Here is a 23,044-nt window from a genome sequence, read left to right as displayed (position 1 = left end):
TCCCGGCTAGCGACCGGTGACCGCCAGGCGGATCTGCTCGATCGGGACCTTCGGGGACCGGTCGGCGTTCAGCAGGCCGTTCGTCTCCTGCATGGTGTCGGTCAGCTGCGTGTAGCAGGAGCCGGCCAGGAACGAACTCGCCCGGATGGCGTCGTACAGCGCCGTGATGCGGGTGACCCAGTCGTCGCCGTCGCTGGCCGAGGTGTAGCCCCAGCCGTCCTCGCGCTGTGCACCCGGCTGGTAGTTCACGCCACCGAACTCGGTGAGCATCACCGGCTGGCCGAGGTCCTGCGCACCACCGACGAGCACCCAGCGGTCCGCCGGGCCGAAGTGGGCGAAGAGGGCCGTGCGGGCGGCATCGTCCGCGTAGGTCTTGGCGAGGGCGTCGCCGGCACCCTCGTAGTCGTGGACCGTGACGATGTCGGAGTTGGTGTGCTCCCACCCGTCGTTCGAGATCACCGGACGCGTCGGGTCGATCGCCCGCGTGACGTCGGCGAGGGACCGGGCGTAGGCCTGCTGCGCCGGGTCGGTGGCGATGTGCTGCACGCCCCAGCTCTCGTTCGCGGGCACCCACGTGACGATCGACGGGTGCGAGGCATCGCGCTCGACGGCGTCCATCCACTCGCGCATCAGGCGCTGGACGGCTCGCGGCGAGAAGGCGTAGGCGCCGGGGGCCTCGCCCCAGACCAGGATGCCGAGGCGGTCCGCCCAGTACAGGAACCGGGGGTCCTCGATCTTCTGGTGGTTGCGGGCGGCGTTGAAGCCGAGCTCCTTGATGAGCTCGACCTCGCGGCGCAGCGCCTCGCGCGACGGTGCGGCGATGTGCGAGTCCGGCCAGTAGCCCTGGTTCAGGACGCTGCGGACGTCGTAGCTGCGGCCGTTCAGCAGGAAGGTGCCGCCGTCGACCCCGACCGTGCGGAGCCCGAAGTAGGACGCGACGGAGTCGATCGGCGTCGCGCCGGTGCGGGGGAGCAGCGAGACCGTGGCGTCGACCAGGCGTGGGGCGTCCGGGGTCCAGTGCAGTTCGTCCTCGGCCTGCCCGTTCGTCTGGCGCGCGATCGGCACGACCACGTCGAACTCGTCCGAGGTGTCGCCGAGCGTGGCCTCGACGGTGGCGAGGTGCTCGTCGCGCTCGTCCCACCAGGCGACGACGCGCAGGCGCTCTCCGCCGGTGCGGCCGCCCGCGATCCGGACCGTCAGGCGGACGGTGGCGTGGTCGACGTTCGTCCAGCGCAGGTACTCGATCGAGGCGGTCGGCACGGCTTCGAGCCACACGGTCTGCCAGATGCCCGTGGTGCGGCGGTACCAGATGGCGTGCGGGTCCTCGTGCCAGTCCTGCTTGCCGCGGGGCTGGGTCAGGTCGTGCGGGTCGTCCTCGGCGCGGACGACCAGGGTGTGGACGGCGTCGGGGTCGGCCTCCGGGCTCGTCAACGCGTCGGTCACGTCGAAGGAGAAGGGCGTGTGGCCGCCCTCGTGCTCGCCGATGAACTGGCCGTCGATCCAGACGCGGGCGCGGTAGTCGACGGCGCCGAAGTGCAGGACGAGTCGGGGTGCGACGGTGCCGTGTCCAGCGGCCTCGAGGTCGGCGCGGGTGATGGCACGGGAGTACCAGACCACCGGGTGGAAGCCGGGCTCGTCGATGCCCGAGGCGACGGACTCGGGCGGGAACGGAACGACGATGTCGCGGGCGTCGGGGAACCCGGTGCGCCAGTCGGTGTCGTCGCCGTCGTTCCGGAAGGACCACGTGCCGTCGAGGTCGGCCCACGCGGTGCGGAGCATCTGCGGCCGGGGGTACGTGCCGTCCTGCCGCGAGGCGAGGGGGAGTGCGGGAGCGGATGCGGTGTCAGGTGCGGCCACGGTGCCGTCGAGCGTGCTCATGGGTCCATGCTCCCGCGCCGGTACATCGTTGTAAAGAGCGTCGCAACGATTGCCGTCAGGCGGCTGCGGCAGTGCCCGAGGTGGCGTCAGGCGATCGCGGCGTCGCGCGTCAGGACCATCACGTCCATGCGTCCCTGCTGCACCACGTCGCCACGCTGGTTCCGCAGTGAGACCGTCCGCTCGACGACGCCGGTCGTGCCGGAGCTCGTCAGGCGTGTCGACAGGATCTCGACCTCGCAGGTCACGGTGTCCCCGATGAACACCGGCTCGGTGAACCGCCACTGGTCGATCCCGAGCAGGGCCACCGCCGACCCCTCGAACACCCCGGTCCGTGCGATCAGCCCCAGGCAGAGCGAGGTGCCGAGCAGCCCGTGCACGATCCGCTGGCCGTAGCGGGTCTTGCCGGCGAATTCGACGTCGGTGTGCACCTGGTTGTTGTCGTTCGTCCACGAGGCGAAGGACACGACGTCCGCTTCGGTGATCGTGCGACCCGGGGTCGTGAAGGTCTGTCCGGCGGCGAGGTCCTCGAGGTAGTGGGGCACGCCTGCGATTCTCGCAGAGCGGCGCGACGAGCGCCTCGAGGTGCAGCGCGACGAGCAGCAGACCGAGCAGCAGACCGAGCCGCGCTCACAGTCGTGCCAGCACCTTCCGCGATCGTCGCAGCCCCCGCTCGAGCACCGCGTGCTCGGCCGTCGCCAGCGCCCCGTACCCGAAGGTGTCGGCGCCGTCCCGAGCCGCTGGCCCGGAGAGTCGCCGGTAGGCCTCTGCTGCGTGTGCCGCGTCGAGGGCGTCACCGAGCGTCTCTTGCACCCGCCGCAGCAGACCGAGCCGCCGCTTCCCGAGGTCGGCGACGTCACCGGCCGCCTGCAGCGCGTACCGCAGGCGCCGTGCCGCCTTCCGGATCTCGTGCAGGACGTCGAGACCCATCGCCCCACCGTCGACCAGTCGTCGGACCCGAGCGCGCTCGCGGTCGATGCGCTTCGTGACGAAGGCAGCGGCGGCGTCGTCGGCGTGCGGTCCGGCCGGGGCGCGGAGCAGCAGCTGGTCGAGCGCGTCGAGGGTACGGAACCAGTCGTCCGAGCGCAGCGCCAGGCGGAGTTCCGCTGCGGCCGCGCTGCGGAGTGCCGCCGCCTGCTCGCCGATCCGGTCCAGCGTCGGCGCGTCGACGAAGCCGTCGGGGGCCCGCGCCGCCGACCGGAACAGCCCGCCGTGCACGACCTCGGCATCGCGGGCGACACCGGCGACGCGTCCGGCCTCGGCGAGGGCAGCCCGCAGTGCCTCGGTTGCCTCACGGTCGAGCGCCCCGCGGTACGCCGCGAGCACGCTCCGCAGCCGACGGACCACCTTCCGGAAGTCGTGCACCGACTCGTGGTCGTCGGCGCGGACTCGGGGGTCGACCGCGACGAGGTCGGCGCGCATCGACTCGAGCGCCCGCACCACGAACGCTGCAGCGGTGTCCGAGCGTGGTCGCTTCGCCCGGTTGCCGCGCCGCTCCGGTGCGAGCACGGGAGCGGGCGGGACCGCGACCGCCGAGGTCGCCGGCGGCTCGGTGGCCGCGTCGTCCAGGGCCCGCTCGGCCGCTCGTGCCGTGGTGCCGTCCCGCCCGTCGTCCGACAGCGCCCACCACCGTGCGGACCGCAGTACGGAGGTGTCCGGGTCGCCTTCGTCCACGCGGACGTCGGCGATCTCGGCCCGCACCCGACCGTCCTTGCCGCGCAGGATCACGAGCGTCGTCGTGGTGTCCCGGACGCGGACCGTCGCCACCGCACGCCCGCGCAGGAACACCTCGACCCCGTCACGCGGGGGCTGCTCGCGGTCCGGTCGATCGAGGTCCGCGCCCACCGGTTCCGGGCCGTCGCCGTGGTCGAGGCTCCAGGAACCGTCCTGGGCGCGGGTGAGCGTCACCCCTTCGGCCGCGAGCACGCGCTCGTCGGCGTCCCACACGGTCTCGCGGAGCGTCACGGGCTCGTGCCGTTCGAAGGCGGATGCGAGGGGCTCGAGTGCCGGCAGTCGGCGGTCGTCGGGGATCCGCCAGCTCCGGCGGGGATCGGTGCGGGCGGTGTCGGGGGCGGGGTGCTGACTCGGCATGTCCGCAAGTGTCGTCCGCCCGTGGCCATGCGGTCCGAGCGCGGGCGCGTTCTGTGGACGGGCGGCCCAGAACCGCGAGCTGTGCAGGGATGAGTGGCGGACTCGGCACCTCGCCAGCACTCGGCGCGTACGGTCCGCTGCATGAGCGACGGAGCCCGCCACCCCAGCGACACCGCACCCGACACCCGCGACACCGCACCCGACACCCGCGACACCGCACCCCCGAGCGGTACCGCCTCGAGCGACACCGCCCCGAGCGACCACGACCTCGAGTCCTGGATCGCCGACCGCCGGTGGTACGCCTCGAAGGGGTCCGTGCCGCGCCTCCGCACCCTCTCCACCGCCGACGGCACGCGGCTCGTCCTCGACGAAGCCCCAGCAGCACCAGCGGCTCCGGTCCTCTACCAGTCACCCGTGACCAGTGGCCCCGACGGCGCCATCGCCGACGCCACCACCGACCGCACTTGGATCACGGCGCTCGCCGCACGCATCGACGCGGACCCGCAGAGCCTCCGCCCCATCGGTACCGTCACCGCTGCCCGCGTCCTGACGGGCGAGCAGTCCAACACCTCGGTCATCTGTGACACCGAGTCCGGCGCCCGCGTCATCATCAAGGTGTTCCGCGTCCTGCACCACGGCGACAACCCCGACGTCACGACGCAGCTCGCGTTGTCCGCAGCCGGCAGCGCGCGCGTCCCGCAGGTCTACGGCGCACTGCGGGGGAGCTGGCCCGACGTCGGGCAGGGCAGCGGCACGGCGACCGGTCACCTCGCGTTCGCGCAGGAGTTCCTGCCGGGCCTCGAGGACGCCTGGCGCGTGGCCCTCGAGGAAGCGCACGCCGGCACCCCCTTCGGCGACCGGGCCGAGCAGCTCGGGGTGGCGCTCGCCGACGTCCACCGCACCCTCGCCGAGGCACTGCCGTCCGAGCCCGCCGACGAGGCCCGACGCGCCACGGCCGTCGCGACGATGCACGAGCGGCTCGACACCGCCGCGCGCGAGGCCCCGGCCGTCGCCGAGCACGCAGACGCGATCCGGGCGGTCTACGCGACGGCGACGGCGACGCCCTGGCCGGACCTGCAGCGCATCCACGGCGACCTGCACCTCGGGCAGGTGCTCGCCGCACCCGAGCCGCGCGGCTGGGTCTTCCTCGACTTCGAGGGGGAGCCGCTCCGTCCCCTGGCCGAACGCTCGTTGCCGGACGTCACGCTCCGTGACGTGGCCGGCATGCTCCGGTCGTTCGACTACGTCGCCGGAGCCCTGGCGCACGACGCGGAACCGGTCGACGCAGCGGGATGGGCGGACGAGGCACGCGTGCGGTTCCTCGACGGGTACCAGCGGGGGACCGGCACCGACATCGGCGCACACCGGGAGCTCCTCGATGCGTTCGAGCTCGACAAGGCCGTCTACGAGGTCGTCTACGAGACCCGGAACCGACCCGACTGGGTCGGCATCCCGCTCGCGGCCGTCACCCGCCTGGTCGGCCGCAGCGCGTCCTGACCGCGCACCCGAAAGCGGACGGGAGGCCCGTGGCGATCCCGCCACGGGCCTCCCGTCCGATGCCGGGTGCGCGAGAGGGCCGGATCGCGCGCAGGGAGACGAACCGCGCGTGGGAGGCCGGAAGGAACGACTTCCGTCGCGCGGGACGTCCTGCCCCGCGCGAGACGGCTGCCCGCTAGTTGACGGGGCCGGTGTACTTCTCGCCCGGTCCGGAGCCCGGTGCGTCCGGGATCGCCGATGCCTCGCGGAACGCGAGCTGCACCGAGCGCAGCCCGTCGCGCAGCGGTCGGGCGTGGTGGTCGCCGATCTCGGTCGCCGCAGCGGTGACCAGGCCGGCCAGTGCGGTGATGAGCTTGCGCGCTTCGTCCAGGTCGGTCTGCGCCTGGGGGTCGTCGGCCAGGCCGACCTTCACGGCGGCGGCACTGAGCAGGTGCACGGCGACAGTGTTGATGAGTTCGACGGCCGGCACCTCCGAGATGTCCCTGGCGGCGTCGATGCCGCTGCCGTCGTCGTCGATCGGGGTGTCGGTCACGGTGCTCCTCTGCTAGACTCGCTCGCGGCAGATGCTGTCCGTGTGCCATCAGGTTCTCCTGAAGCACTCGGACGGTGTCACGAAAGAGGAGTCTCTCCCACCCGCGGCCGCGTTCCACCAGGCTACCGGGTCACCACCGCTCCACGAGTGCACAGCAACTGGGTGCACACGTCGGTCGGGTCCACGGATCCGACGCAGGGCGGCTGCCGAACGGGTTCCGATCCGTGCGTCAGATCTCCTCTCTCGTGCTGTCGTCCAGGGCAAACGTCCCGGACGACCACCACCTGATTGAAGGAGCTCCGCATCACCGATCCCCGTACCAACGACCGAATCCGCGTTCCCGAAGTCCGACTCGTCGGCCCGCAGGGTGAGCAGGTCGGCGTTGTCCCGATCGCCATGGCACTGCGCCTCGCGCAGGAAGCCGAACTGGATCTGGTCGAGGTCGCGCCGAACTCGAAGCCGCCCGTGGCCAAGATCATGGACTACGGCAAGTTCAAGTACGAAGCCGCTCAGAAGGCCAAGGAAGCCCGTCGCAACCAGGTGAACACGGACCTGAAAGAGGTCCGTTTCCGCCTGAAGATCGACGTGCACGACTACGAGACGAAGCGCAAGCGCGCCGAGGGGTTCCTCCTCGGTGGCGACAAGGTGAAGGCGATGATCCTCTTCCGTGGCCGCGAGCAGTCGCGTCCGGAGCAGGGTGTCCGTCTCCTCCACAAGTTCGCGGAGGAGATCGCCGAGTTCGGCGTCGTCGAGTCCCGTCCCACCCAGGACGGCCGCAACATGACGATGATCATCGCCCCCCTGAAGAACAAGTCCGACGTCAAGGGCGAGCAGAACGCGAAGCGCGCTGCACAGAAGGCCGAGCGTCGTGCCACCGAGCACGCCGCGAAGGACCACTCGGAGACCGAGGCCCCGGCCGAGGCCCCCGCGCAGGACACGGCACCGGCCAAGAGCGACGCTCCCGCCGAGTAGGTCACCCAGACCGACCCCGCAACGACGCGGCTCCCATCCACCCCACGGAAAGGCACCACCATGCCCAAGCAGAAGACCCACTCCGGGTCGAAGAAGCGCTTCAAGATCACCGGTACCGGCAAGGTCATGAAGCAGCAGGCCGGTATGCGTCACAACCTCGAGGTCAAGAGCTCCAAGCGCAAGGCCCGCCTGAACGAGGACCAGGTCCTCTCCAAGGCAGACGCGAAGAACGTCAAGAAGCTCCTCGGCCACTGAGCCCCCGGATCGTAAAGGAATAGTGCAATGGCACGAGTAAAGAGAGCGGTCAACGCCGCCAAGAAGCGCCGCGTCATCCTCGAGCGCGCCGAGGGTTACCGCGGCCAGCGTTCGCGTCTGTACCGCAAGGCCAAGGAGCAGGTCACCCACTCCCTGGTCTACGCGTACCGCGACCGTCACGCGAAGAAGGGCGAGTTCCGTCGCCTGTGGATCCAGCGCATCAACGCTGCGTCCCGTGCGAACGGCCTGACCTACAACCGTCTGATCCAGGGTCTGGGTCTGGCCGGTGTCGAGGTCGACCGTCGCATCCTCGCCGACCTCGCAGTGAACAACCCCGAGACCTTCACCGCGCTCGTCGAGACCGCGAAGAAGGCCCTCCCGGCCGACACCTCGGCCCCGAAGGCTGCGTAGTCAGTTCTTCTGCTCGCGAAACCCCCGCCGCACGGCGGGGGTTTCGTCGTTCCTAGACTTGGGTCGTGAGCGAACTCCTCGAGAACCCCCGTGCCGGACGCGTGAAGGCCGTCGCGGCCCTGTCGAAGAAGGACGTCCGTGCCGAAACGGGCCTCTTCCTGCTGGAGGGGCCGCAGGCGGTGCGTGAAGCACTCGAGTACGCCCCGGAGCTCCTGCGCGAGCTCTACGTGACGCCGACGGCCGCAGCCCGCTACGGGCTCGACGACGCGCCGGTCGACACCTGGTTCGTGACGGAGCAGGTCCTCGACGCGATGGCCGACACCGTGACGCCGCAGGGCGTCGTCGCCGTCTGCCAGCAGTTCCCGACGTCGGTCAAGGACGTCTTCCCGGACCGTCGCGTCGGTGACGCTGCTGTTGCCGTCGACCTGGAGGCCCGTGGGGACGCCGACGAGCCGGCCGCGTTGCCGGGTCTGGTCGCCATCCTCGAAGAGGTGCGGGACCCGGGGAACGCCGGCACGATCATCCGCGCCGCCGACTCCGCCGGCGCCGACGCGGTGGTCCTCACCGGTCGGTCGGTGGACCCGTACAACCCGAAGGTCGTCCGGTCGACCACGGGCTCGCTGTTCCACGTGCCGGTGTCGGTCGGCGTGACCCTGGCCGACACGATCGCACGGGCGAAGGCACTCGGGTACACCGTGCTCGCGGCCGACGTCTCGGGCGACGACCTGCCGGTGGTCCGGGCCGAGGGCATGCTCGACGGTCCGACCGCGTGGGTGTTCGGCAACGAGGCCCGTGGGCTCACCACCGAGGACCTCGCGCTCGTCGACCGTGCGGTGAAGGTGCCGATCTACGGCCAGGCGGAGTCGATGAACCTGGCGACGGCGGCCTCGGTCTGCCTGTACGAGTCGGCGTTCGCACTCCGGAGCTGACGTTCCTCCCTCCCCACGGGCTCGGCCGTCACGCCGCTCTGCAGGCTCCGCGGCGCGCCGGGACCGGCCCGCGTGGGCCCAGTCCGACCGGTGCAGGCGGGTGGTATCCCGTCGGCCGGTAGGCTTGGGTCTCGTGTCAGAACCTCTCGAGATCAGCGAATCGGCCGTCGCCGACGCCGTGGACGCAGCACTCGCCGCCGTCCGCGCCACGACGACGGTCGCCGAACTGAAGCAGGCCAGGGCCGAGCACACCGGTGAGCAGTCGCCGCTGGCTCGGATGAACGCGTCGATGCGCAGCGTGCCGCCGGAGCAGAAGGCCGCGGCCGGCAAGCTCGTCGGTCAGGCCCGCGGGCGGCTGAACGCGGCGATCGCGGAGCAGGAGTCGGTCCTCGCCGTGGCCGAAGAGCGCGCGCGGCTCGAGGCCGAGCGTGTCGACGTCACCGCGTTGCCGACCCACCGCCCGACCGGCTCGCGCCACCCGCTCTCGCTGCTCAACGAAGCCGTCGCGGACATCTTCGTCGGCATGGGGTGGGAAGTGGCGGAGGGCCCCGAACTCGAGCACGAGTGGTTCAACTTCGACGCCCTGAACTTCGACCAGGACCACCCGGCCCGGGCCATGGCGGACACGATCTTCGTCGAGCCCGTCGACCGCCACCTGGTCATGCGCACCCACACGTCGCCCGTGCAGGTGCGGTCGCTGCTGTCCCGCGACCTCCCGCTCTACGTCATCGCCCCGGGCCGTGTGTACCGCGCCGACGAGCTCGACGCCACGCACCTGCCGGTCTTCACCCAGGTCGAGGGCATCGCGATCGACAAGGGCCTGACGATGGCGCACCTGCGCGGCACGCTCGAGCACTTCGCCCGCCAGGTCTTCGGCGCCGAGGCGCAGATCCGTCTGCGCCCGAACTACTTCCCGTTCACCGAGCCCAGCGCCGAGATGGACGTCTGGCAGCCGAACGCCAAGGGCGGCGCCCGGTGGGTCGAGTGGGGCGGCTGCGGCATGGTCAACCCGAACGTCCTGCGTGCCGCCGGCATCGACCCGGACGAGTACCAGGGCTTCGCCTTCGGCATGGGCATCGAGCGGACGCTGCAGTTCCGCAACGGCCTGAACGACATGCGTGACTTCCTCGAGGGCGACATCCGCTTCTCGCAGCAGTTCGGAACGGTGGTCTGATGCGCGTCCCACTCCGCTGGCTCGGCGAGTCCGTCGACCTCCCCGAGGACGTCACCCTCGAGCACGTCCACGCGGCGCTCGTGTCGGTCGGCTTCGAGGAAGAGGACGTCCACACGTTCGACCTGACCGGCCCCGTCGTGGTCGGCCGGGTGCTCGAGCGCGTCCCGGAACCGCAGAAGAACGGCAAGACGATCAACTGGTGTCAGGTGGACGTCGGTGAGCCCGAGCCCCGCGGCATCGTCTGCGGTGCGCACAACTTCGACGTGGGCGACCTCGTCGTCGTGACGTTGCCCGGTGCCGTGCTGCCCGGACCGTTCCCGATCGCGGCCCGCAAGACCTACGGCCACGTCTCCGACGGCATGATCGCCTCGGCACGCGAGCTCGGTCTCGGCGACGAGCACGAGGGCATCCTCCGCTTCGCCGACCTCGACATGGAGCCCGACGTCGGCCAGGACGCCATCGCGCTCCTCGGCCTCGACGACGCGGCGGTCGAGATCAACGTCACGCCGGACCGCGGGTACGTGCTGAGCATGCGCGGTGTCGCGCGTGAGTACGCCCACGCCACCGGCGCGAGCTTCCACGACCCCGTCGACCGGGTCGCACCCCGCACGGCCGAGGGCTTCTCGGTCACGATCGACGACCAGGCCCCGATCCGCGGTCGCGTCGGCGCGAGCACCTTCGTCACCCGCGTCGTCCGTGGCATCGACTCCACGGCGAAGACACCGGCTTGGATGGTGTCGCGTCTCGCACTCGCAGGCGTCCGGTCGATCTCGCTGCCGGTCGACATCACGAACTACGTCATGTTCGAGCTCGGCCAGCCGCTGCACGGCTACGACCTGTCGACCGTCCGCGGCGGCCTGGGCGTCCGTCGTGCGGCTGTCGGCGAGACGCTCGAGACCCTCGACGGCGCCGTGCGGAAGCTCGACCCCGAGGACCTCGTCATCACCGACGACGACGGCCCCGTCGGGCTCGCCGGCGTGATGGGCGGTGCCCGGACCGAGATCTCGGCGAGCACGACCGACGTCCTGATCGAGGCAGCCGGCTTCGACCAGGTCTCGATCGCGCGGACCGCTCGCCGCCACAAGCTGCCGAGCGAGGCCTCCCGTCGGTTCGAGCGCGGCGTCGACCCGCTCGTGGCCGAGGCTGCTGCGAACCGCGCCGTCGACCTCCTCGTCGAGCTGGCCGGCGGCACGGCCGACGCCCTCGGTTCCACGCTCGTCGACACCGAGCCCCGTGCGACGGTCGCCATGCGGACCTCGCGTCCGGCCGAGCTCATCGGCGTGGACTACACCGACGCCGAGGTCGTGGACACCCTCCGTGCGATCGGCGCGACGGTGCAGGTCGACGGTTCGCAGCTCGCCGTCACCCCGCCGACCTGGCGTCCGGACCTCACCGACGACACCACGTTGGTCGAAGAGGTCGCGCGGATCGTCGGGTACGACCGCATCCCGAGCGTGCTCCCCGTCGCCCCGCCCGGACGCGGGCTCACCCCTCACCAGCAGGCGCGCCGCCGGGTCTCCGCGGCCCTCGCCGCCGCGGGTCTGGTCGAAGCGGTGACGGCGCCGTTCGTCTCCGCCGCGACGCAGGACGCCTACCCGGGGATCGACCCGGATGGCGGTCCGAGCGTCGTCCTCGCCAACGCCCTCGACAGCGAGCAGAACCTGCTCCGCCGCAGTGGTGTGCCGGCCCTCGTGGACGCGGCCCGTCGCAACGTGTCGCGCGGCCTGCTCGACGTCGCGCTCTACGAGACCTCGCGGGTGTTCCTGCCGGTGACGGGCGTGACGCTCGGCACCGACGAGGTCCCGGCCGGTGCCGCGCTGCCCGACCGCGCGACGCTCGAGGCGCTCGACGCGTCCCTGCCCGCACAGCCGTTCCACGTGTCCGCCCTGCTCACCGGCAACCGCGTCGGCAAGCAGGCGGGCGTCACGGCCGAGCAGTACGGCATCGCCGACGCGATCGACGCGGCCCGCCAGGTCGCGTGGGCCGTCGGCGTGGAACTGCGCGTCGCGCAGACCACCCACCCGTCCCTGCACCCGGGCCGTGCGGCATCGTTGCTCGTGGGCGACACCGTCGTGGGCGTCGCCGGCGAACTCCTGCCGGAGCTGTCCGCCGCCGCGGTGCTGCCCCGCGTGGTGGCCGTGGTCGAGCTCGACCTCGACGCCATGGTGGCCGCGGCCCCCGACCTCGTCGCGGTCGCGCCGATCGTGTCGTACCCGGCAGCGACGCAGGACCTGTCCTTGGTCGTCGACGCCGGGGTGCCGGCCGGTGACGTGTTGGATGCGGTCCGCTCTGGTGCCGGAGACCTGTTGGAGTATGCTCGGCTCGTGGATGACTACCGGGGCTCCGGCGTGGACGAGGGACAGAAGTCCCTGACGTTCGCCCTGCGCTTCCGTGCCACGGACCGCACGCTGACCGCTGCCGAGGCCACCGAGGCCCGTGACGGCGCAGTCCGACGTGCCGGCGAGCGATTCGGGGCGACCCTGCGCGACTGACCCACGACGGGATCAGCACCGCCCGGGGTCGCCGCCTCCGACTCTCTCGACGACCAGTCCGACCAAAGGTGGAATCCCATGTCCGTATCCGTCGCCGTGGCGGGAGCCTCCGGCTACGCGGGTGGTGAGCTCCTGCGCGTGCTCTCCGCCCATCCCGAGTTCGACGTCAGGACGGTGACGGCGTTCTCGAACGCCGGACAGCCGTTGATCGCGACGCAGCCGCACCTCCGGTCGCTGTCGCACCTGACCCTCGAGAAGACGACGGCCGAGACGCTCCGAGGGCACGACGTCGTGTTCCTGGCGCTGCCGCACGGTCAGTCGGGGGCGATCACCGCGGAGCTCGGCGACGACGCCCTGGTGGTGGACTGCGGCGCGGACCACCGTCTGACGGACCCCGCGGCCTGGGCTCGGTTCTACGGTGGCGACTACCACGGCGCCTGGACCTACGGCCTGCCCGAGCTCCTGCTCGCCGCCCCGACCCCGGGTTCGGCCGACGAGTGGCGCGAGGTCGAGGACATCGCGTCGCAGGGCAAGCAGCGTTCGGCCCTGGTCGGCACCAAGCGGATCGCGGTCCCCGGGTGCAACGTCACCGCGGTGACGCTCGGCATCCAGCCGGGCATCCAGGCCGGGCTCGTCGAGTCGGACGACCTCGTCGCGGTGCTGAGCGTCGGCCCGAGCGGTGCCGGCAAGAAGCTCGCCAACACCTACCTGGCGTCCGAGATCATGGGCTCCGCCAGCGCCTACGCGGTGGGTGGCACGCACCGGCACGTCCCGGAGATCCAGCAGAACCTGGTCGTCGCGGGTGCCGCCGACGTGACGATCTCGTTCACGCCCGTGCTCGTCCCGATGTCGCGGGGCATCCTCGCGACGACGACCGCCAAGACCACCCCGGGTGTCAGCGCCCGCGACGTGCGGCTCGCCTGGGAGCAGGCCTACGCCGACGAGCCGTTCGTGCACCTGTTGCCCGAGGGCGAGTTCCCCCGGGTCGCGGACACCATCGGCGCGAACACCGCGCTCGTCGGCATCGCGGTCGACGAGGCCGCAGGCCGCGTCGTCGCCGTGACGGCACTCGACAACCTCGCGAAGGGCACGGCGGGTGCCGCCGTCCAGTCGACCAACATCGCCCTGGGTCTGCCGGAGACCCTGGGCCTCAGCGTGGACGGAGTCGCACCGTGATCGACCTCACCGACGTGAGCAAGCCCACCCAGGGCGAACCGGGCCTCCAGGGCGTCACCGCGGCAGCGGGTTTCCGCGCTGCCGGCGTGACCGCCGGCCTGAAGACCAGCGGCAAGCCGGACGTGGCACTCGTCGTCAACGACGGGCCCGACGCAGCCGTGGCCGCCGTCTTCACCAGCAACCGCGCGCAGGCGCACCCGGTGATCTGGTCCCGCCAGGTCGTCGGTGACGGCGTCGCGCGCGCCGTCGTGTTGAACTCGGGCGGTGCCAACTGCTTCACGGGCCCCTTCGGCTTCCAGACCACGCACCTGACTGCCGAAGCGGTGGGCGACGCCCTCGGCATCGGCGCGGGCGACGTCGTCGTCTGCTCCACCGGTCTCATCGGGGTCGGTGACCAGACGTTCCGCGACAACGTGCTGCGCGGGGTCGACCTGGCGAGCACCGCACTGAGCGCCGACGGCGGCCCGGACGCGGCCACGGCCATCATGACGACCGACACCAGGGCGAAGCAGTCCGTGGTGACCGAGGACGGCTGGACCGTCGGCGGCATGGCGAAGGGTGCCGGCATGCTCGCACCCGGGCTCGCGACGATGCTCGTCGTGATCACCACCGACGCCGTGCAGACCCCGGACCAGCTCGACCAGGCCCTCCGCGCGGCCACCCGCGTCACCTTCGACCGCGTCGACTCGGACGGCTGCATGTCGACGAACGACACCGTCGTGCTGCTGTCGTCGGGTGCGAGCGGGGTGACGCCCGAGGTCGGCGACTTCCAGGAAGCCCTGACCGCGGTCTGCGCCGACCTGGCCCGCCAGCTGCAGCAGGACGCCGAGGGCGCCAGCCACGACATCGCGATCGAGGTCGTGCACGCCGCGACCGAGGACGACGCCGTCACCGTCGGCCGGAGTGTGGCGCGCAACAACCTGTTCAAGGCGGCCGTCTTCGGCAACGACCCGAACTGGGGTCGGGTCCTCGCTGCCATCGGCACCACGGACGCCGACTTCGACCCGTACGCGGTCGACGTCAGCATGAACGGTGTCCGGGTCTGCCACGCCGGCGCCCCAGACCAGCCGAGCGACACCGTCGACCTGACACCGCGGGACACCCACGTGCGCATCGACCTCGGCGTCGGGACGCACTCGGCGACGATCCTGACCAACGACCTCACGCACGACTACGTGCACGAGAACAGCGCGTACTCCAGCTGATGGCGAACGACACCGAAGGGGCCGGGACGCCCCTCACGAAGGAAGAAGAGCACGAGTTCGCCGCCGTCAAGGCCGCGACCCTGATCGAGTCCCTGCCGTGGCTCAAGCGGTTCTCCGGCAAGGTCGTCGTCGTCAAGTTCGGCGGCAACGCGATGGTGAACGAGGACCTCAAGCGTGCGTTCGCCGAGGACATGGTCTACCTCCGCTACGCCGGGCTGCACCCCGTCGTCGTGCACGGCGGGGGCCCGCAGATCTCGGCCGCGCTCAAGGAACAGGGCATCGAGTCCGAGTTCCGCGGCGGTTACCGCGTCACCACGACCGAGGCGATCTCCGTCGTCCGCGACGTCCTGGCGGGCGAGGTCAACCGCGAGATCGTCGACCTGATGAACGAGCACGGCGAAGGCCTGGCCGTCGGCGTGTTCGGCGACGGTGGGTCCCTGTTCACCGGTGAGCAGAAGGGCGTGGTCGTCGACGGGCAGGAGTACGACCTCGGGCACGTCGGTGACATCACCCACGTCGACCCGTCAGGGGTACTCGCCGCGATCGAGGCCGGCCGCATCCCGGTGGTCTCGAGCATCGCGATCGACGACGCCCACCCGGAGCAGGCGCTCAACGTGAACGCCGACGCGGCCGCGGGTGCCCTGGCGATCGCGCTGCGTGCGTCGAAGCTCATCATGCTCACCGACGTCCCCGGCCTGTACCGCAACTGGCCGGACCGCGACTCGCTCGTCGACCTCATCGCGGTCGAGGAGCTCCGCGAGCTCCTGCCGTCCCTCGAGTCGGGCATGATCCCGAAGATGACCGCGTGCCTCGACGCCGTGGTCGGGGGGGTCGGCGGGGCGACGATCATCGACGGCCGGATCCCGCATTCGATCCTGCTCGAGGTCTTCACCCTGCGCGGTGCGGGCACCGAGGTGATCCCTGACCCGAGCCGACGCACCGAGAACCAGATGACCCACGCCGAGATCGGCCGACGCGTCGCAGCACCGTCGACGAGCACCAGCACCGGCCAACACGTGGCCAGCACGACCGAGAAGGGGCAGCAGCCGTGAGCAGCGAGACGCAGACCGAGACCTGGAACGACCGGTTCGGGGCGTCGCTCATGCGATCCCTGACCCCGCCGAAGATCATGCTCGAGCGCGGACAGGGCTGCCGTGTCTGGGACGTCGAGGGCAACGAGTACCTCGACTTCCTGGCGGGCATCGCCGTGAACTCGCTCGGCCACGCGCACCCCGTCCTGGTCGAGGCGATCGCCGACCAGGCCGCGAAGCTCGTGCACGTGTCGAACTACTTCGCGACGCCGCCCCAGCTCGAGCTGGCGGAGCGTCTCAAGCACATCACCGGTGCGGGCGACGCCGGGCGGGTGTACTTCGGCAACTCCGGTGCCGAGGCGAACGAGGCCGCGTTCAAGCTCGCGCGCCTGAACAAGGGCGCCGACGGGCAGAAGACCCGCATCCTCGCGCTGAAGCAGGGGTTCCACGGCCGGACGATGGGTGCACTCGCGCTCACCGGCAAGCCCGCGCTGCAGCAGGACTTCCTGCCGATGATCCCGGGGGTCGAGCACATCGACTCCACCGTCGCAGCGCTCGAGGCGTCCATCGACGACACGGTCGCAGCGATCGTCATCGAGCCGATCAAGGGCGAGGCCGGCGTCGTCGACCTGCCCGAGGGGTTCCTGCTCGCCGCGCGCCGGCTGACCGAGGAGCACGGTGCGCTGCTGATCCTCGACGAGATCCAGACCGGCGTCGGCCGGACGGGCAACTGGTTCACCTACCAGGGCCACGGCTTCACCCCCGACGCCGTCACGGTGGCCAAGGGCATCGCCGGCGGCTTCCCGATCGGTGCGCTCGTGACCTTCGGGTGGGCGTCCGACCTGTTCTCGGCCGGTCAGCACGGTTCGACCTTCGGCGGCAACCCGCTCGGCACCCGCGTGGCGAACGCGGTCCTCGCCGAGATCGAGCGTGCCGACCTCGTCGCGGCCGCCGTGGTCAAGGGCGAGCGGATCCGGGCCGGCATCGCCGGCATCGGCTCGCCGCTCGTCGAAGAGGTCCGCGGCACCGGCCTGCTCATCGGCGTCGGGCTCACCGGCCCGATCGCGGCCGCGGTGAACGCCGCCGCCCTCGAGCGCGGCCTCATCATCAACGCACCGAACGAGTCGAGCCTGCGCCTCGCGCCGCCGCTCATCGTGTCCGACGCCGAGATCGACGAGTTCGTGTCGATCCTGGCCCAGAGCCTCGCGGCCGTCGCTGCCGAGCAGGGCACCGCTACCCAGGAGACCTCCGCATGACCCGCCACTTCCTCCGGGACGACGACCTCAGCCAGGCCGAGCAGTCCGCGATCCTCGACATCGCCGACCAGATGAAGGCCGACCGCTGGGGTACGAAGCCCCTCGCCGGCCCGCAGAGCGTCGCGGTCATCTTCGACAAGTCGTCGACCCGCACCCGGGTGTCGTTCCACGTCGGCATCTCCGACCTGGGCGGCAGCCCGCTCATCATCTCGACGGCGAACAGCCAGCTCGGCGGCAAGGAGACCCCGTCGGACACCGCCCGCGTGCTCGAGCGCATGGTGTCCGCGATCGTCTGGCGCACCTACGGTCAGGCCGGTCTCGAGGAGATGGCCGCCGACACGACCGTCCCCGTGGTCAACGCGCTGTCCGACGACTTCCACCCGTGCCAGCTGCTCGCTGACCTGCTCACCATCCGCGAGCACCGCGGCACGCTGGCGGGCCAGACCGTGGCGTTCATCGGCGACGGCGCGAGCAACATGGCGCAGTCGTACCTGCTCGCCGGCGCGACCGCGGGCATGCACGTCCGCGTCGCGGCTCCCGCCGAGTTCTCGCCGTCCCCGCAGGTCGTCACCGACGCCGAGCACCGTTCGGCCGAGACCGGCGGCTCCGTCCTCGTCGTCACCGACCCGGTGGCAGCGGTCGCCGGCGCCGACGTCGTGGTCACCGACACGTGGGTCTCGATGGGCAAGGAGTCCGAGAAGCAGTCGCGCCTCGACACCTTCTCGGGGTACCGCGTGGACGACGCGCTGATGGCGCACGCTGCCGACGACGCGGTGTTCATGCACTGCCTGCCCGCCGACCGTGGCTACGAGGTGACCGCCGAGGTCATCGACGGGCCGCGCAGCATCATCTGGGACGAGGCGGAGAACCGTCTGCACGCCCAGAAGGCGCTGCTGGCCTGGCTCCTCGCCGCGAACGGCGCGAACGGCGCGAACGGCGCGAACGGCGCGAACGGCGCGAACAGCGCGAACGCCGCGAACGCCGCGACCGCCGCGGCGACCGCGTAGGCGCACCGCATGGCTGACCGCGTCGTCCTCGCCTACTCCGGCGGCCTCGACACCTCCGTCGGGATCGGCTGGCTGCGTGACGCCACCGGCAAAGAGGTGGTGGCACTCGCGGTCGACGTCGGCCAGGGCGGCGAGGACCTCGACGCGATCCGACAGCGCGCGCTCGACTGCGGGGCCGTCGAGTCGATCGTGGTCGACGCCAAGGACGAGTACGCCGACGAGTACATCGTGCCGGCCCTCAAGGCCAACGCGCTCTACCAGAAGCGCTACCCGCTGGTGTCGGCGCTGAGCCGCCCGCTCATCGCGAAGCACCTCGCGCTGACGGCGAAGCAGCTCGGCGCCGACAGCGTGGCGCACGGCTGCACCGGCAAGGGCAACGACCAGGTCCGCTTCGAGGCAGCGGTCGCGGCGATCGCCCCGGACCTGCGCAGCGTGGCTCCGGTGCGTGACCTCGCCCTGACCCGTGACAAGGCGATCGCGTACGCCGAGCAGCACGCTCTGCCGATCCAGCAGTCACAGCGGTCGCCGTTCTCGATCGACCAGAACGTGTGGGGCCGCGCGGTCGAGACGGGTTTCCTCGAAGACCCGTGGAACGCCCCGACCGAGGACCTCTACGCCTACACCCAGGACCCCGCCGTGCCGCGTGACCCGGACGAGGTGACCATCACGTTCGAGCGCGGCGTCCCGGTGGCGCTCGACGGGCAGCGTTTCAGCGTGCTGCGGATCGTGCAGGAGCTGAACGCCGTGTCCGGCAAACACGGCGTCGGTCGGATCGACGTCGTCGAGGACCGTCTCGTCGGCATCAAGTCGCGCGAGGTGTACGAGGCCCCGGCGGCGATCGCGCTCATCACGGCGCACGAAGAGCTCGAGCGCCTCACCCTCGAGCGGGACGTGAACCGCTACAAGCGCGGTGTCGAGTCGGAGTGGGCCGACCTGGTCTACGACGGCCTGTGGTTCGGCGGGCTGAAGCGCAGCCTCGACGCCTTCGTGGACCACACCCAGCAGCACGTCTCCGGCGACGTCCGCCTCCAGCTGCACGGCGGTCGTGCGACGGTCACCGGCCGTCGCTCGGAGCAGAGCCTGTACGACTTCGACCTCGCCACCTACGACACCGGCGACACGTTCGACCAGTCCCTCTCGAAGGGCTTCACCGAACTCTGGTCGCTCCCCAGCAAGATCTCCGCCCGCCGCGACGCGGCGAACTGACACCAACGACGCAGGACGACATGACCGACGAGAAGACCGACGCCACCAACACCGGAGCCCTCTGGGGCGCCCGCTTCGCCGACGGCCCGAGTGCGGCCCTGGCAGCGCTGTCGAAGTCGACGCACTTCGACTGGCAGCTCGCCCCGTACGACATCGCCGGCTCCCGCGCGCACGCCCGGGCCCTGCACACGGCCGGCTACCTGACGGCGGACGAGCTCGAGCGCATGCTCGCCGGACTCGACCGGCTCGAGGCCGCGCACGCCGACGGCACGCTGCAGCCCGATGCGTCCGACGAGGACGTCCACGGCGCCCTCGAGCGCCTCCTCATCGCCGACCTCGGTCCGGAACTCGGCGGCAAGCTCCGCGCCGGCCGCAGCCGCAACGACCAGATCGCGACGCTCGGGCGGATGCACATGCTCGACCACGGGCGGCGCATCGGCCGACTCGTGATCGACCTGGTCGACGCGATCACCCAGCAGGCCAACGAGCACCCGGCCGCGATCATGCCGGGTCGCACGCACCTGCAGCACGCGCAGCCCGTCCTCCTCGCGCACCACCTGCTGGCGCACGCGTGGCCGTTGGTCCGCGACCTCGAGCGCCTCCGCGACTGGGCGGGCCGCGCGAGCGTGAGCCCGTACGGCGCCGGTGCGCTCGCCGGCAGCTCGCTCGGCCTCGACCCCGCCGCGATCGCCGCGGAGCTCGGGTTCGACCGCCCGGCCGACAACTCGATCGACGCCACGGCCGCCCGCGACGTCGTCGCCGAGTTCGCGTTCGTGCTCGCGCAGATCGGCATCGACGTCTCGCGGCTGTCGGAGGAGGTCATCCTCTGGAACACGAAGGAGTTCGGCTTCGTCCGGCTCCACGACGCGTTCTCGACCGGCTCGAGCATCATGCCGCAGAAGAAGAACCCGGACATCGCCGAGCTCGCGCGCGGCAAGTCCGGTCGTCTGATCGGCAACCTGACGGGCCTGCTCGCGACCCTGAAGGGTCTGCCGCTCGCCTACAACCGCGACCTGCAGGAGGACAAGGAGCCCGTCTTCGACTCGGTCGCCACGCTCGAGGTCCTGCTGCCCGCCTTCACCGGCATGATCGCAACGCTCACGTTCGACACGGACCGGATGGCCGAGCTCGCGCCGCAGGGCTTCTCGCTCGCGACCGACGTGGCCGAGTGGCTGGTCCGCCAGGGTGTCCCGTTCCGTGACGCGCACGAAGTGTCCGGCGCGTTGGTCCGGTACTGCGAGCAGCGCGGCATCGAGCTCGACGACCCGACCGACGACGAGTACCGGTCGGTCTCCGAGCACCTGACCCCGGGGGTCCGTGCCGTGCTCACGATCGAGGGCAGCGTCGCGTCCCGCTCGGGTGTCGGCGGGACCGCTCCAGACCGAGTGGCCGAGCAGCTGGCGTCCCTCACGCGTCGCGTCCACGACCTGGCCGAGGGCGCACCCTTCACGCGATGACCGAGGGGCTGCTCGCGATGCTCACCGAGCCGGCGCCGCGCATCGCCCCGGCGCTGCTCGGTGCGACGATCACGGGCCGTGGAGTGACCCTGCGCATCACCGAGGTCGAGGCCTACTTCGGCCCCACCGACCCCGGCTCGCACGGCCACCGCGGCCAGACCGAGCGCAACCGTCACCTGTTCGGCGCTCCGGGGACCCTGTACGCGTACCGCTCGTACGGCATCCACACCTGCGTCAACGTCGTGAGCGCGCCGGCGGGCACCTCCTCCGGCTCCCTGCTCCGCGGGGCGCAGGTGATCGAGGGTGTCGAGACAGCACGTGGACGACGTGGCCCGTCGGTCGCCGACGTCGCGTTGGCGCGCGGCCCCGGCAACCTCGGTGGCGCACTCGGCGCGGTGCTCGGGCAGGACGACGGCACCTCGCTGCTCGACGGGTCCGGTCCGTTCGTGCTCACGTTGGCACCCGGCCTGGAGGCCCGGCTCGCCTCCGCCCCGCCGGCCCGGGTCGCCGAGGAACTCCTGACCGAGACCGCACCCGGCCCCGGCGGGGCCGGAACGGTCCCACGCATCTCGCGCGGACCGCGCACCGGCGTCGGCGGCATCGCCGGCGGTGCGCAGTACCCCTGGCGTTTCTGGCTGACGGGCGACCCGACGGTCTCGACGTACCGGCGGCACAAGGGTGCCCTCGACTGATCCCCACCGGCACGGCCGGCCCGCCGCTGGCGCGTCGCGCCGGAACCGGCGGCGTGGGCCCGGACGCACCACGGGCCTCCCGGTCGACGACGCGCTGTCGGTGGTGCGCCGCCGCTACGATGGCGGGGTGTCCAGTGATACCGCTCAAGACGTCCTGACGCGCCAGCAGAACGACCCCACCTTCGCCTCGGTGTGGGACGAACTGCGCTGGCGCGGTCTGGTGCAGGTCTCGACCGACGAGACCGCACTCCAAGAGGCCCTCGACGGTGATCCGATCACGTACTACTGCGGCTTCGACCCCACGGCGCCGTCGTTGCACTGCGGCAACCTGCTGCAGCTCCTGACCATGCGTCGGTTGCAGCTCGCCGGACACAAGCCGCTGGCGCTCGTCGGGGGATCGACGGGGCTCATCGGCGACCCGCGTCCGACGGCGGAGCGCACGCTGAACACCCGCGAGACCGTCGCCGAGTGGGTGGCGCGTCTGCAGGGACAGGTGTCGCGGTTCCTCAGTCCGGACGGTGACAACGGCGTCCGGCTGGTGAACAACCTGGACTGGACGTCACCGATGTCCGCCATCGACTTCCTGCGCGACGTCGGCAAGTACTTCCGGGTGAACTCGATGCTCAAGAAGGACGCCGTCGCCGCGCGGCTGAACTCGGACGCAGGCATCAGCTACACCGAGTTCAGCTACCAGATCCTGCAGGGCCTCGACTACCGCGAGCTCTTCCGGCAGTACGGCTGCACGCTGCAGACGGGTGGCTCGGACCAGTGGGGCAACCTGACCTCGGGGACGGAGCTCATCCGTCGTGCCGAGGGGGCGACGGTGCACGCGCTCGGGACACCCTTGATCACGAACTCGGACGGCACGAAGTTCGGCAAGAGCGAGGGCAACGCGATCTGGCTCGACGCCGAGATGACGTCGCCGTACGCGCTGTACCAGTTCTGGCTCAACACGGCCGATGCCGACGTGATCGCCCGCCTGCGGGAGTTCACGTTCCTGTCCCGTGCCGAGATCGAGCGACTGGAGCAGGCGGTCGCCGACGAACCGTTCCGACGCGAAGCGCAGCGGACCCTCGCGTTCGAGGTCACCTCGCTCGTGCACGGGGTCGACGCCACCCAGGCCGCGATCGACGCTGCGGCCGCACTGTTCGGCAACGGCGACCTCGGTGCCCTCGACCCGGTCACCCTGCGGTCGGCGATCGCGGAGCTGCCGGGTTCGGTCACGATCGAGGCCGGCGCCGACGTGGCCCGGGCTCTCGTGGAGACCGAGCTCGTGAAGTCCCTCGGTGAAGCCCGGCGGGCGATCGACCAGGGCGGCGTGTACGTGAACAACGTCCGGGCCGAGGACGCCACCGCACCGCTGTCGGACCTCGCCCTGCCCGGGGGAGTCCTCGTGCTCCGCCGTGGCAAGAAGACCCTCGCCGGTGTGACGCTGGCCTGATCGCGCCGGCACCCGGGCGACGCGTGTTGCACAACGCGACACGCCCGGGATCGGGCCTGGCTTGGCACACTCGCCCGGCCCTGCGTAAAGTTCCTACTCGTCACCCCAAAGGTGCGGCGGAGCGGCTGGAGCGAAAGCCCAGAGCACGTCGGCCCTCAAGCGGGACCATCCTCCACTGAAGATCAGATCTGGCCTTGTGCTCGATCGCTTCGACGCTTAGGATGACAAGCCCACCGGTTCTCTCCCCTCGGGGATGAGCCACAGGACCTCCGGGTCCGACGACACACCGGTGGCAAGCCAAGTACACAAGCCTCGTGGCTGGAGCTCGAACCTGAGCCGAAGAGC

The 23,044-nt window shown here is 71.4% G+C and carries 20 protein-coding genes; 16 read left to right on the top strand and 4 right to left on the bottom strand.

What is annotated here, in order from left to right; translation table 11 throughout:
* Nucleotides 1-6: 6 nt before the first annotated feature.
* From OGL88_RS08690 to OGL88_RS08680, 3 genes are all read right to left on the bottom strand, one after another.
* Entirely contained in the window at nucleotides 7-1,878 is a 1,872-nt protein-coding gene (locus OGL88_RS08690; RefSeq protein WP_263054776.1) for a glycoside hydrolase family 2 protein, read from the bottom strand.
* 86 nt (nucleotides 1,879-1,964) lie between these two features.
* A complete protein-coding gene (locus OGL88_RS08685; protein ID WP_205463155.1) occupies nucleotides 1,965-2,420 on the bottom strand; it encodes a MaoC/PaaZ C-terminal domain-containing protein in 456 nt (151 codons plus the stop codon).
* A gap of 85 nt (nucleotides 2,421-2,505) precedes the next feature.
* Nucleotides 2,506-3,966 (bottom strand): CHAD domain-containing protein, encoded by a 1,461-nt coding sequence (locus OGL88_RS08680; protein WP_263091199.1) that lies wholly within the window; start codon nucleotides 3,964-3,966, stop codon nucleotides 2,506-2,508.
* A gap of 141 nt (nucleotides 3,967-4,107) precedes the next feature.
* On the opposite strand from OGL88_RS08680, the gene OGL88_RS08675 reads away from it, so the two are divergent.
* The gene (locus tag OGL88_RS08675) at nucleotides 4,108-5,463 is read left to right on the top strand and encodes a phosphotransferase (protein WP_263054778.1); all 1,356 of its coding nucleotides are present in this window, start codon (nucleotides 4,108-4,110) and stop codon (nucleotides 5,461-5,463) included.
* 175 nt (nucleotides 5,464-5,638) lie between these two features.
* Here OGL88_RS08675 and OGL88_RS08670 read toward each other — a convergent pair whose 3' ends face one another.
* Nucleotides 5,639-5,995: a DUF1844 domain-containing protein gene (locus OGL88_RS08670; protein ID WP_263054779.1), complete on the bottom strand. Its 357-nt coding sequence runs from the start codon at nucleotides 5,993-5,995 to the stop codon at nucleotides 5,639-5,641.
* 288 nt (nucleotides 5,996-6,283) lie between these two features.
* Between OGL88_RS08670 and infC the strand changes: the two genes are divergently transcribed.
* The 15 genes from infC to tyrS all read left to right on the top strand — a co-directional run bounded on the left by infC (nucleotide 6,284) and on the right by tyrS (nucleotide 22,699).
* Nucleotides 6,284-6,967 (top strand): translation initiation factor IF-3, encoded by a 684-nt coding sequence (infC, locus tag OGL88_RS08665; RefSeq protein ID WP_263054780.1) that lies wholly within the window; start codon nucleotides 6,284-6,286, stop codon nucleotides 6,965-6,967.
* A 60-nt stretch (nucleotides 6,968-7,027) separates the two neighbouring features.
* Nucleotides 7,028-7,222, top strand: coding sequence for a 50S ribosomal protein L35 (gene rpmI, locus OGL88_RS08660; RefSeq protein WP_111086286.1), 195 nt, complete (start codon nucleotides 7,028-7,030; stop codon nucleotides 7,220-7,222).
* Nucleotides 7,223-7,249: 27 nt separating this feature from the next.
* Nucleotides 7,250-7,633: a 50S ribosomal protein L20 gene (rplT, locus tag OGL88_RS08655; RefSeq protein ID WP_111086285.1), complete on the top strand. Its 384-nt coding sequence runs from the start codon at nucleotides 7,250-7,252 to the stop codon at nucleotides 7,631-7,633.
* Nucleotides 7,634-7,698: 65 nt separating this feature from the next.
* Nucleotides 7,699-8,562 (top strand): TrmH family RNA methyltransferase, encoded by an 864-nt coding sequence (locus tag OGL88_RS08650; protein ID WP_263054781.1) that lies wholly within the window; start codon nucleotides 7,699-7,701, stop codon nucleotides 8,560-8,562.
* A 133-nt stretch (nucleotides 8,563-8,695) separates the two neighbouring features.
* Complete coding sequence (pheS, locus tag OGL88_RS08645) at nucleotides 8,696-9,736, top strand: phenylalanine--tRNA ligase subunit alpha (RefSeq protein ID WP_111086283.1); 1,041 nt, start codon at nucleotides 8,696-8,698, stop codon at nucleotides 9,734-9,736.
* Nucleotides 9,736-12,228: a phenylalanine--tRNA ligase subunit beta gene (pheT, locus tag OGL88_RS08640; RefSeq protein ID WP_263054782.1), complete on the top strand. Its 2,493-nt coding sequence runs from the start codon at nucleotides 9,736-9,738 to the stop codon at nucleotides 12,226-12,228. The genes pheS and pheT overlap by 1 nt, the downstream gene beginning before the upstream one ends.
* Nucleotides 12,229-12,306: 78 nt before the next feature.
* Nucleotides 12,307-13,404 carry an N-acetyl-gamma-glutamyl-phosphate reductase gene (locus OGL88_RS08635; protein ID WP_263054783.1) on the top strand — a complete coding sequence of 366 codons (1,098 nt, stop codon included), beginning with the start codon at nucleotides 12,307-12,309 and terminating at the stop codon, nucleotides 13,402-13,404.
* Nucleotides 13,401-14,609, top strand: a complete 1,209-nt coding sequence (gene argJ, locus OGL88_RS08630; protein ID WP_263054784.1) for a bifunctional glutamate N-acetyltransferase/amino-acid acetyltransferase ArgJ — start codon at nucleotides 13,401-13,403, stop codon at nucleotides 14,607-14,609. Before OGL88_RS08635 ends, argJ begins: the two co-directional genes overlap by 4 nt.
* On the top strand, nucleotides 14,609-15,661 hold the full coding sequence (argB, locus tag OGL88_RS08625; protein ID WP_263054785.1) for an acetylglutamate kinase: 1,053 nt from the start codon (nucleotides 14,609-14,611) through the stop codon (nucleotides 15,659-15,661). The genes argJ and argB overlap by 1 nt, the downstream gene beginning before the upstream one ends.
* Before the next feature lie 50 nt (nucleotides 15,662-15,711).
* Nucleotides 15,712-16,896: an acetylornithine transaminase gene (locus OGL88_RS08620; protein ID WP_374114436.1), complete on the top strand. Its 1,185-nt coding sequence runs from the start codon at nucleotides 15,712-15,714 to the stop codon at nucleotides 16,894-16,896.
* On the top strand, nucleotides 16,893-17,903 hold the full coding sequence (gene argF, locus OGL88_RS08615) for an ornithine carbamoyltransferase (RefSeq protein ID WP_263054787.1): 1,011 nt from the start codon (nucleotides 16,893-16,895) through the stop codon (nucleotides 17,901-17,903). The genes OGL88_RS08620 and argF overlap by 4 nt, the downstream gene beginning before the upstream one ends.
* 9 nt (nucleotides 17,904-17,912) lie before the next feature.
* A complete protein-coding gene (locus OGL88_RS08610) occupies nucleotides 17,913-19,109 on the top strand; it encodes an argininosuccinate synthase (RefSeq protein ID WP_263054788.1) in 1,197 nt (398 codons plus the stop codon).
* Nucleotides 19,110-19,129: 20 nt separating this feature from the next.
* The gene (gene argH, locus OGL88_RS08605; protein WP_263054789.1) at nucleotides 19,130-20,566 is read left to right on the top strand and encodes an argininosuccinate lyase; all 1,437 of its coding nucleotides are present in this window, start codon (nucleotides 19,130-19,132) and stop codon (nucleotides 20,564-20,566) included.
* Entirely contained in the window at nucleotides 20,563-21,258 is a 696-nt protein-coding gene (locus tag OGL88_RS08600; protein WP_263054790.1) for a DNA-3-methyladenine glycosylase, read from the top strand. The genes argH and OGL88_RS08600 overlap by 4 nt, the downstream gene beginning before the upstream one ends.
* A 127-nt stretch (nucleotides 21,259-21,385) precedes the next feature.
* Nucleotides 21,386-22,699 (top strand): tyrosine--tRNA ligase, encoded by a 1,314-nt coding sequence (tyrS, locus tag OGL88_RS08595; RefSeq protein ID WP_263091198.1) that lies wholly within the window; start codon nucleotides 21,386-21,388, stop codon nucleotides 22,697-22,699.
* Nucleotides 22,700-23,044: the final 345 nt, after the last annotated feature.

This window comes from Curtobacterium sp. RIT-PI-V (assembly GCF_025642935.1).
Taxonomy (GTDB): Bacteria; Actinomycetota; Actinomycetes; order Actinomycetales; family Microbacteriaceae; genus Curtobacterium.
This window is presented reverse-complemented; position numbering and strand designations above follow the sequence as displayed.

Excerpts from the sequence above, each read along its gene's own strand:
- OGL88_RS08690 (WP_263054776.1), bottom strand. The coding sequence starts at position 1,878 with ATGAGCACGCTCGACGGCACCGTGGCCGCACCTGACACCGCATCCGCT.
- OGL88_RS08680 (WP_263091199.1), bottom strand. The coding sequence starts at position 3,966 with ATGCCGAGTCAGCACCCCGCCCCCGACACCGCCCGCACCGATCCCCGC.
- OGL88_RS08675 (WP_263054778.1), top strand. The coding sequence starts at position 4,108 with ATGAGCGACGGAGCCCGCCACCCCAGCGACACCGCACCCGACACCCGC.
- rpmI (WP_111086286.1), top strand. The coding sequence starts at position 7,028 with ATGCCCAAGCAGAAGACCCACTCCGGGTCGAAGAAGCGCTTCAAGATC.
- rplT (WP_111086285.1), top strand. The coding sequence starts at position 7,250 with ATGGCACGAGTAAAGAGAGCGGTCAACGCCGCCAAGAAGCGCCGCGTC.
- pheT (WP_263054782.1), top strand. The coding sequence starts at position 9,736 with ATGCGCGTCCCACTCCGCTGGCTCGGCGAGTCCGTCGACCTCCCCGAG.
- OGL88_RS08635 (WP_263054783.1), top strand. The coding sequence starts at position 12,307 with ATGTCCGTATCCGTCGCCGTGGCGGGAGCCTCCGGCTACGCGGGTGGT.
- argB (WP_263054785.1), top strand. The coding sequence starts at position 14,609 with ATGGCGAACGACACCGAAGGGGCCGGGACGCCCCTCACGAAGGAAGAA.
- OGL88_RS08620 (WP_374114436.1), top strand. The coding sequence starts at position 15,712 with ATGCGATCCCTGACCCCGCCGAAGATCATGCTCGAGCGCGGACAGGGC.
- argF (WP_263054787.1), top strand. The coding sequence starts at position 16,893 with ATGACCCGCCACTTCCTCCGGGACGACGACCTCAGCCAGGCCGAGCAG.
- OGL88_RS08610 (WP_263054788.1), top strand. The coding sequence starts at position 17,913 with ATGGCTGACCGCGTCGTCCTCGCCTACTCCGGCGGCCTCGACACCTCC.
- argH (WP_263054789.1), top strand. The coding sequence starts at position 19,130 with ATGACCGACGAGAAGACCGACGCCACCAACACCGGAGCCCTCTGGGGC.
- OGL88_RS08600 (WP_263054790.1), top strand. The coding sequence starts at position 20,563 with ATGACCGAGGGGCTGCTCGCGATGCTCACCGAGCCGGCGCCGCGCATC.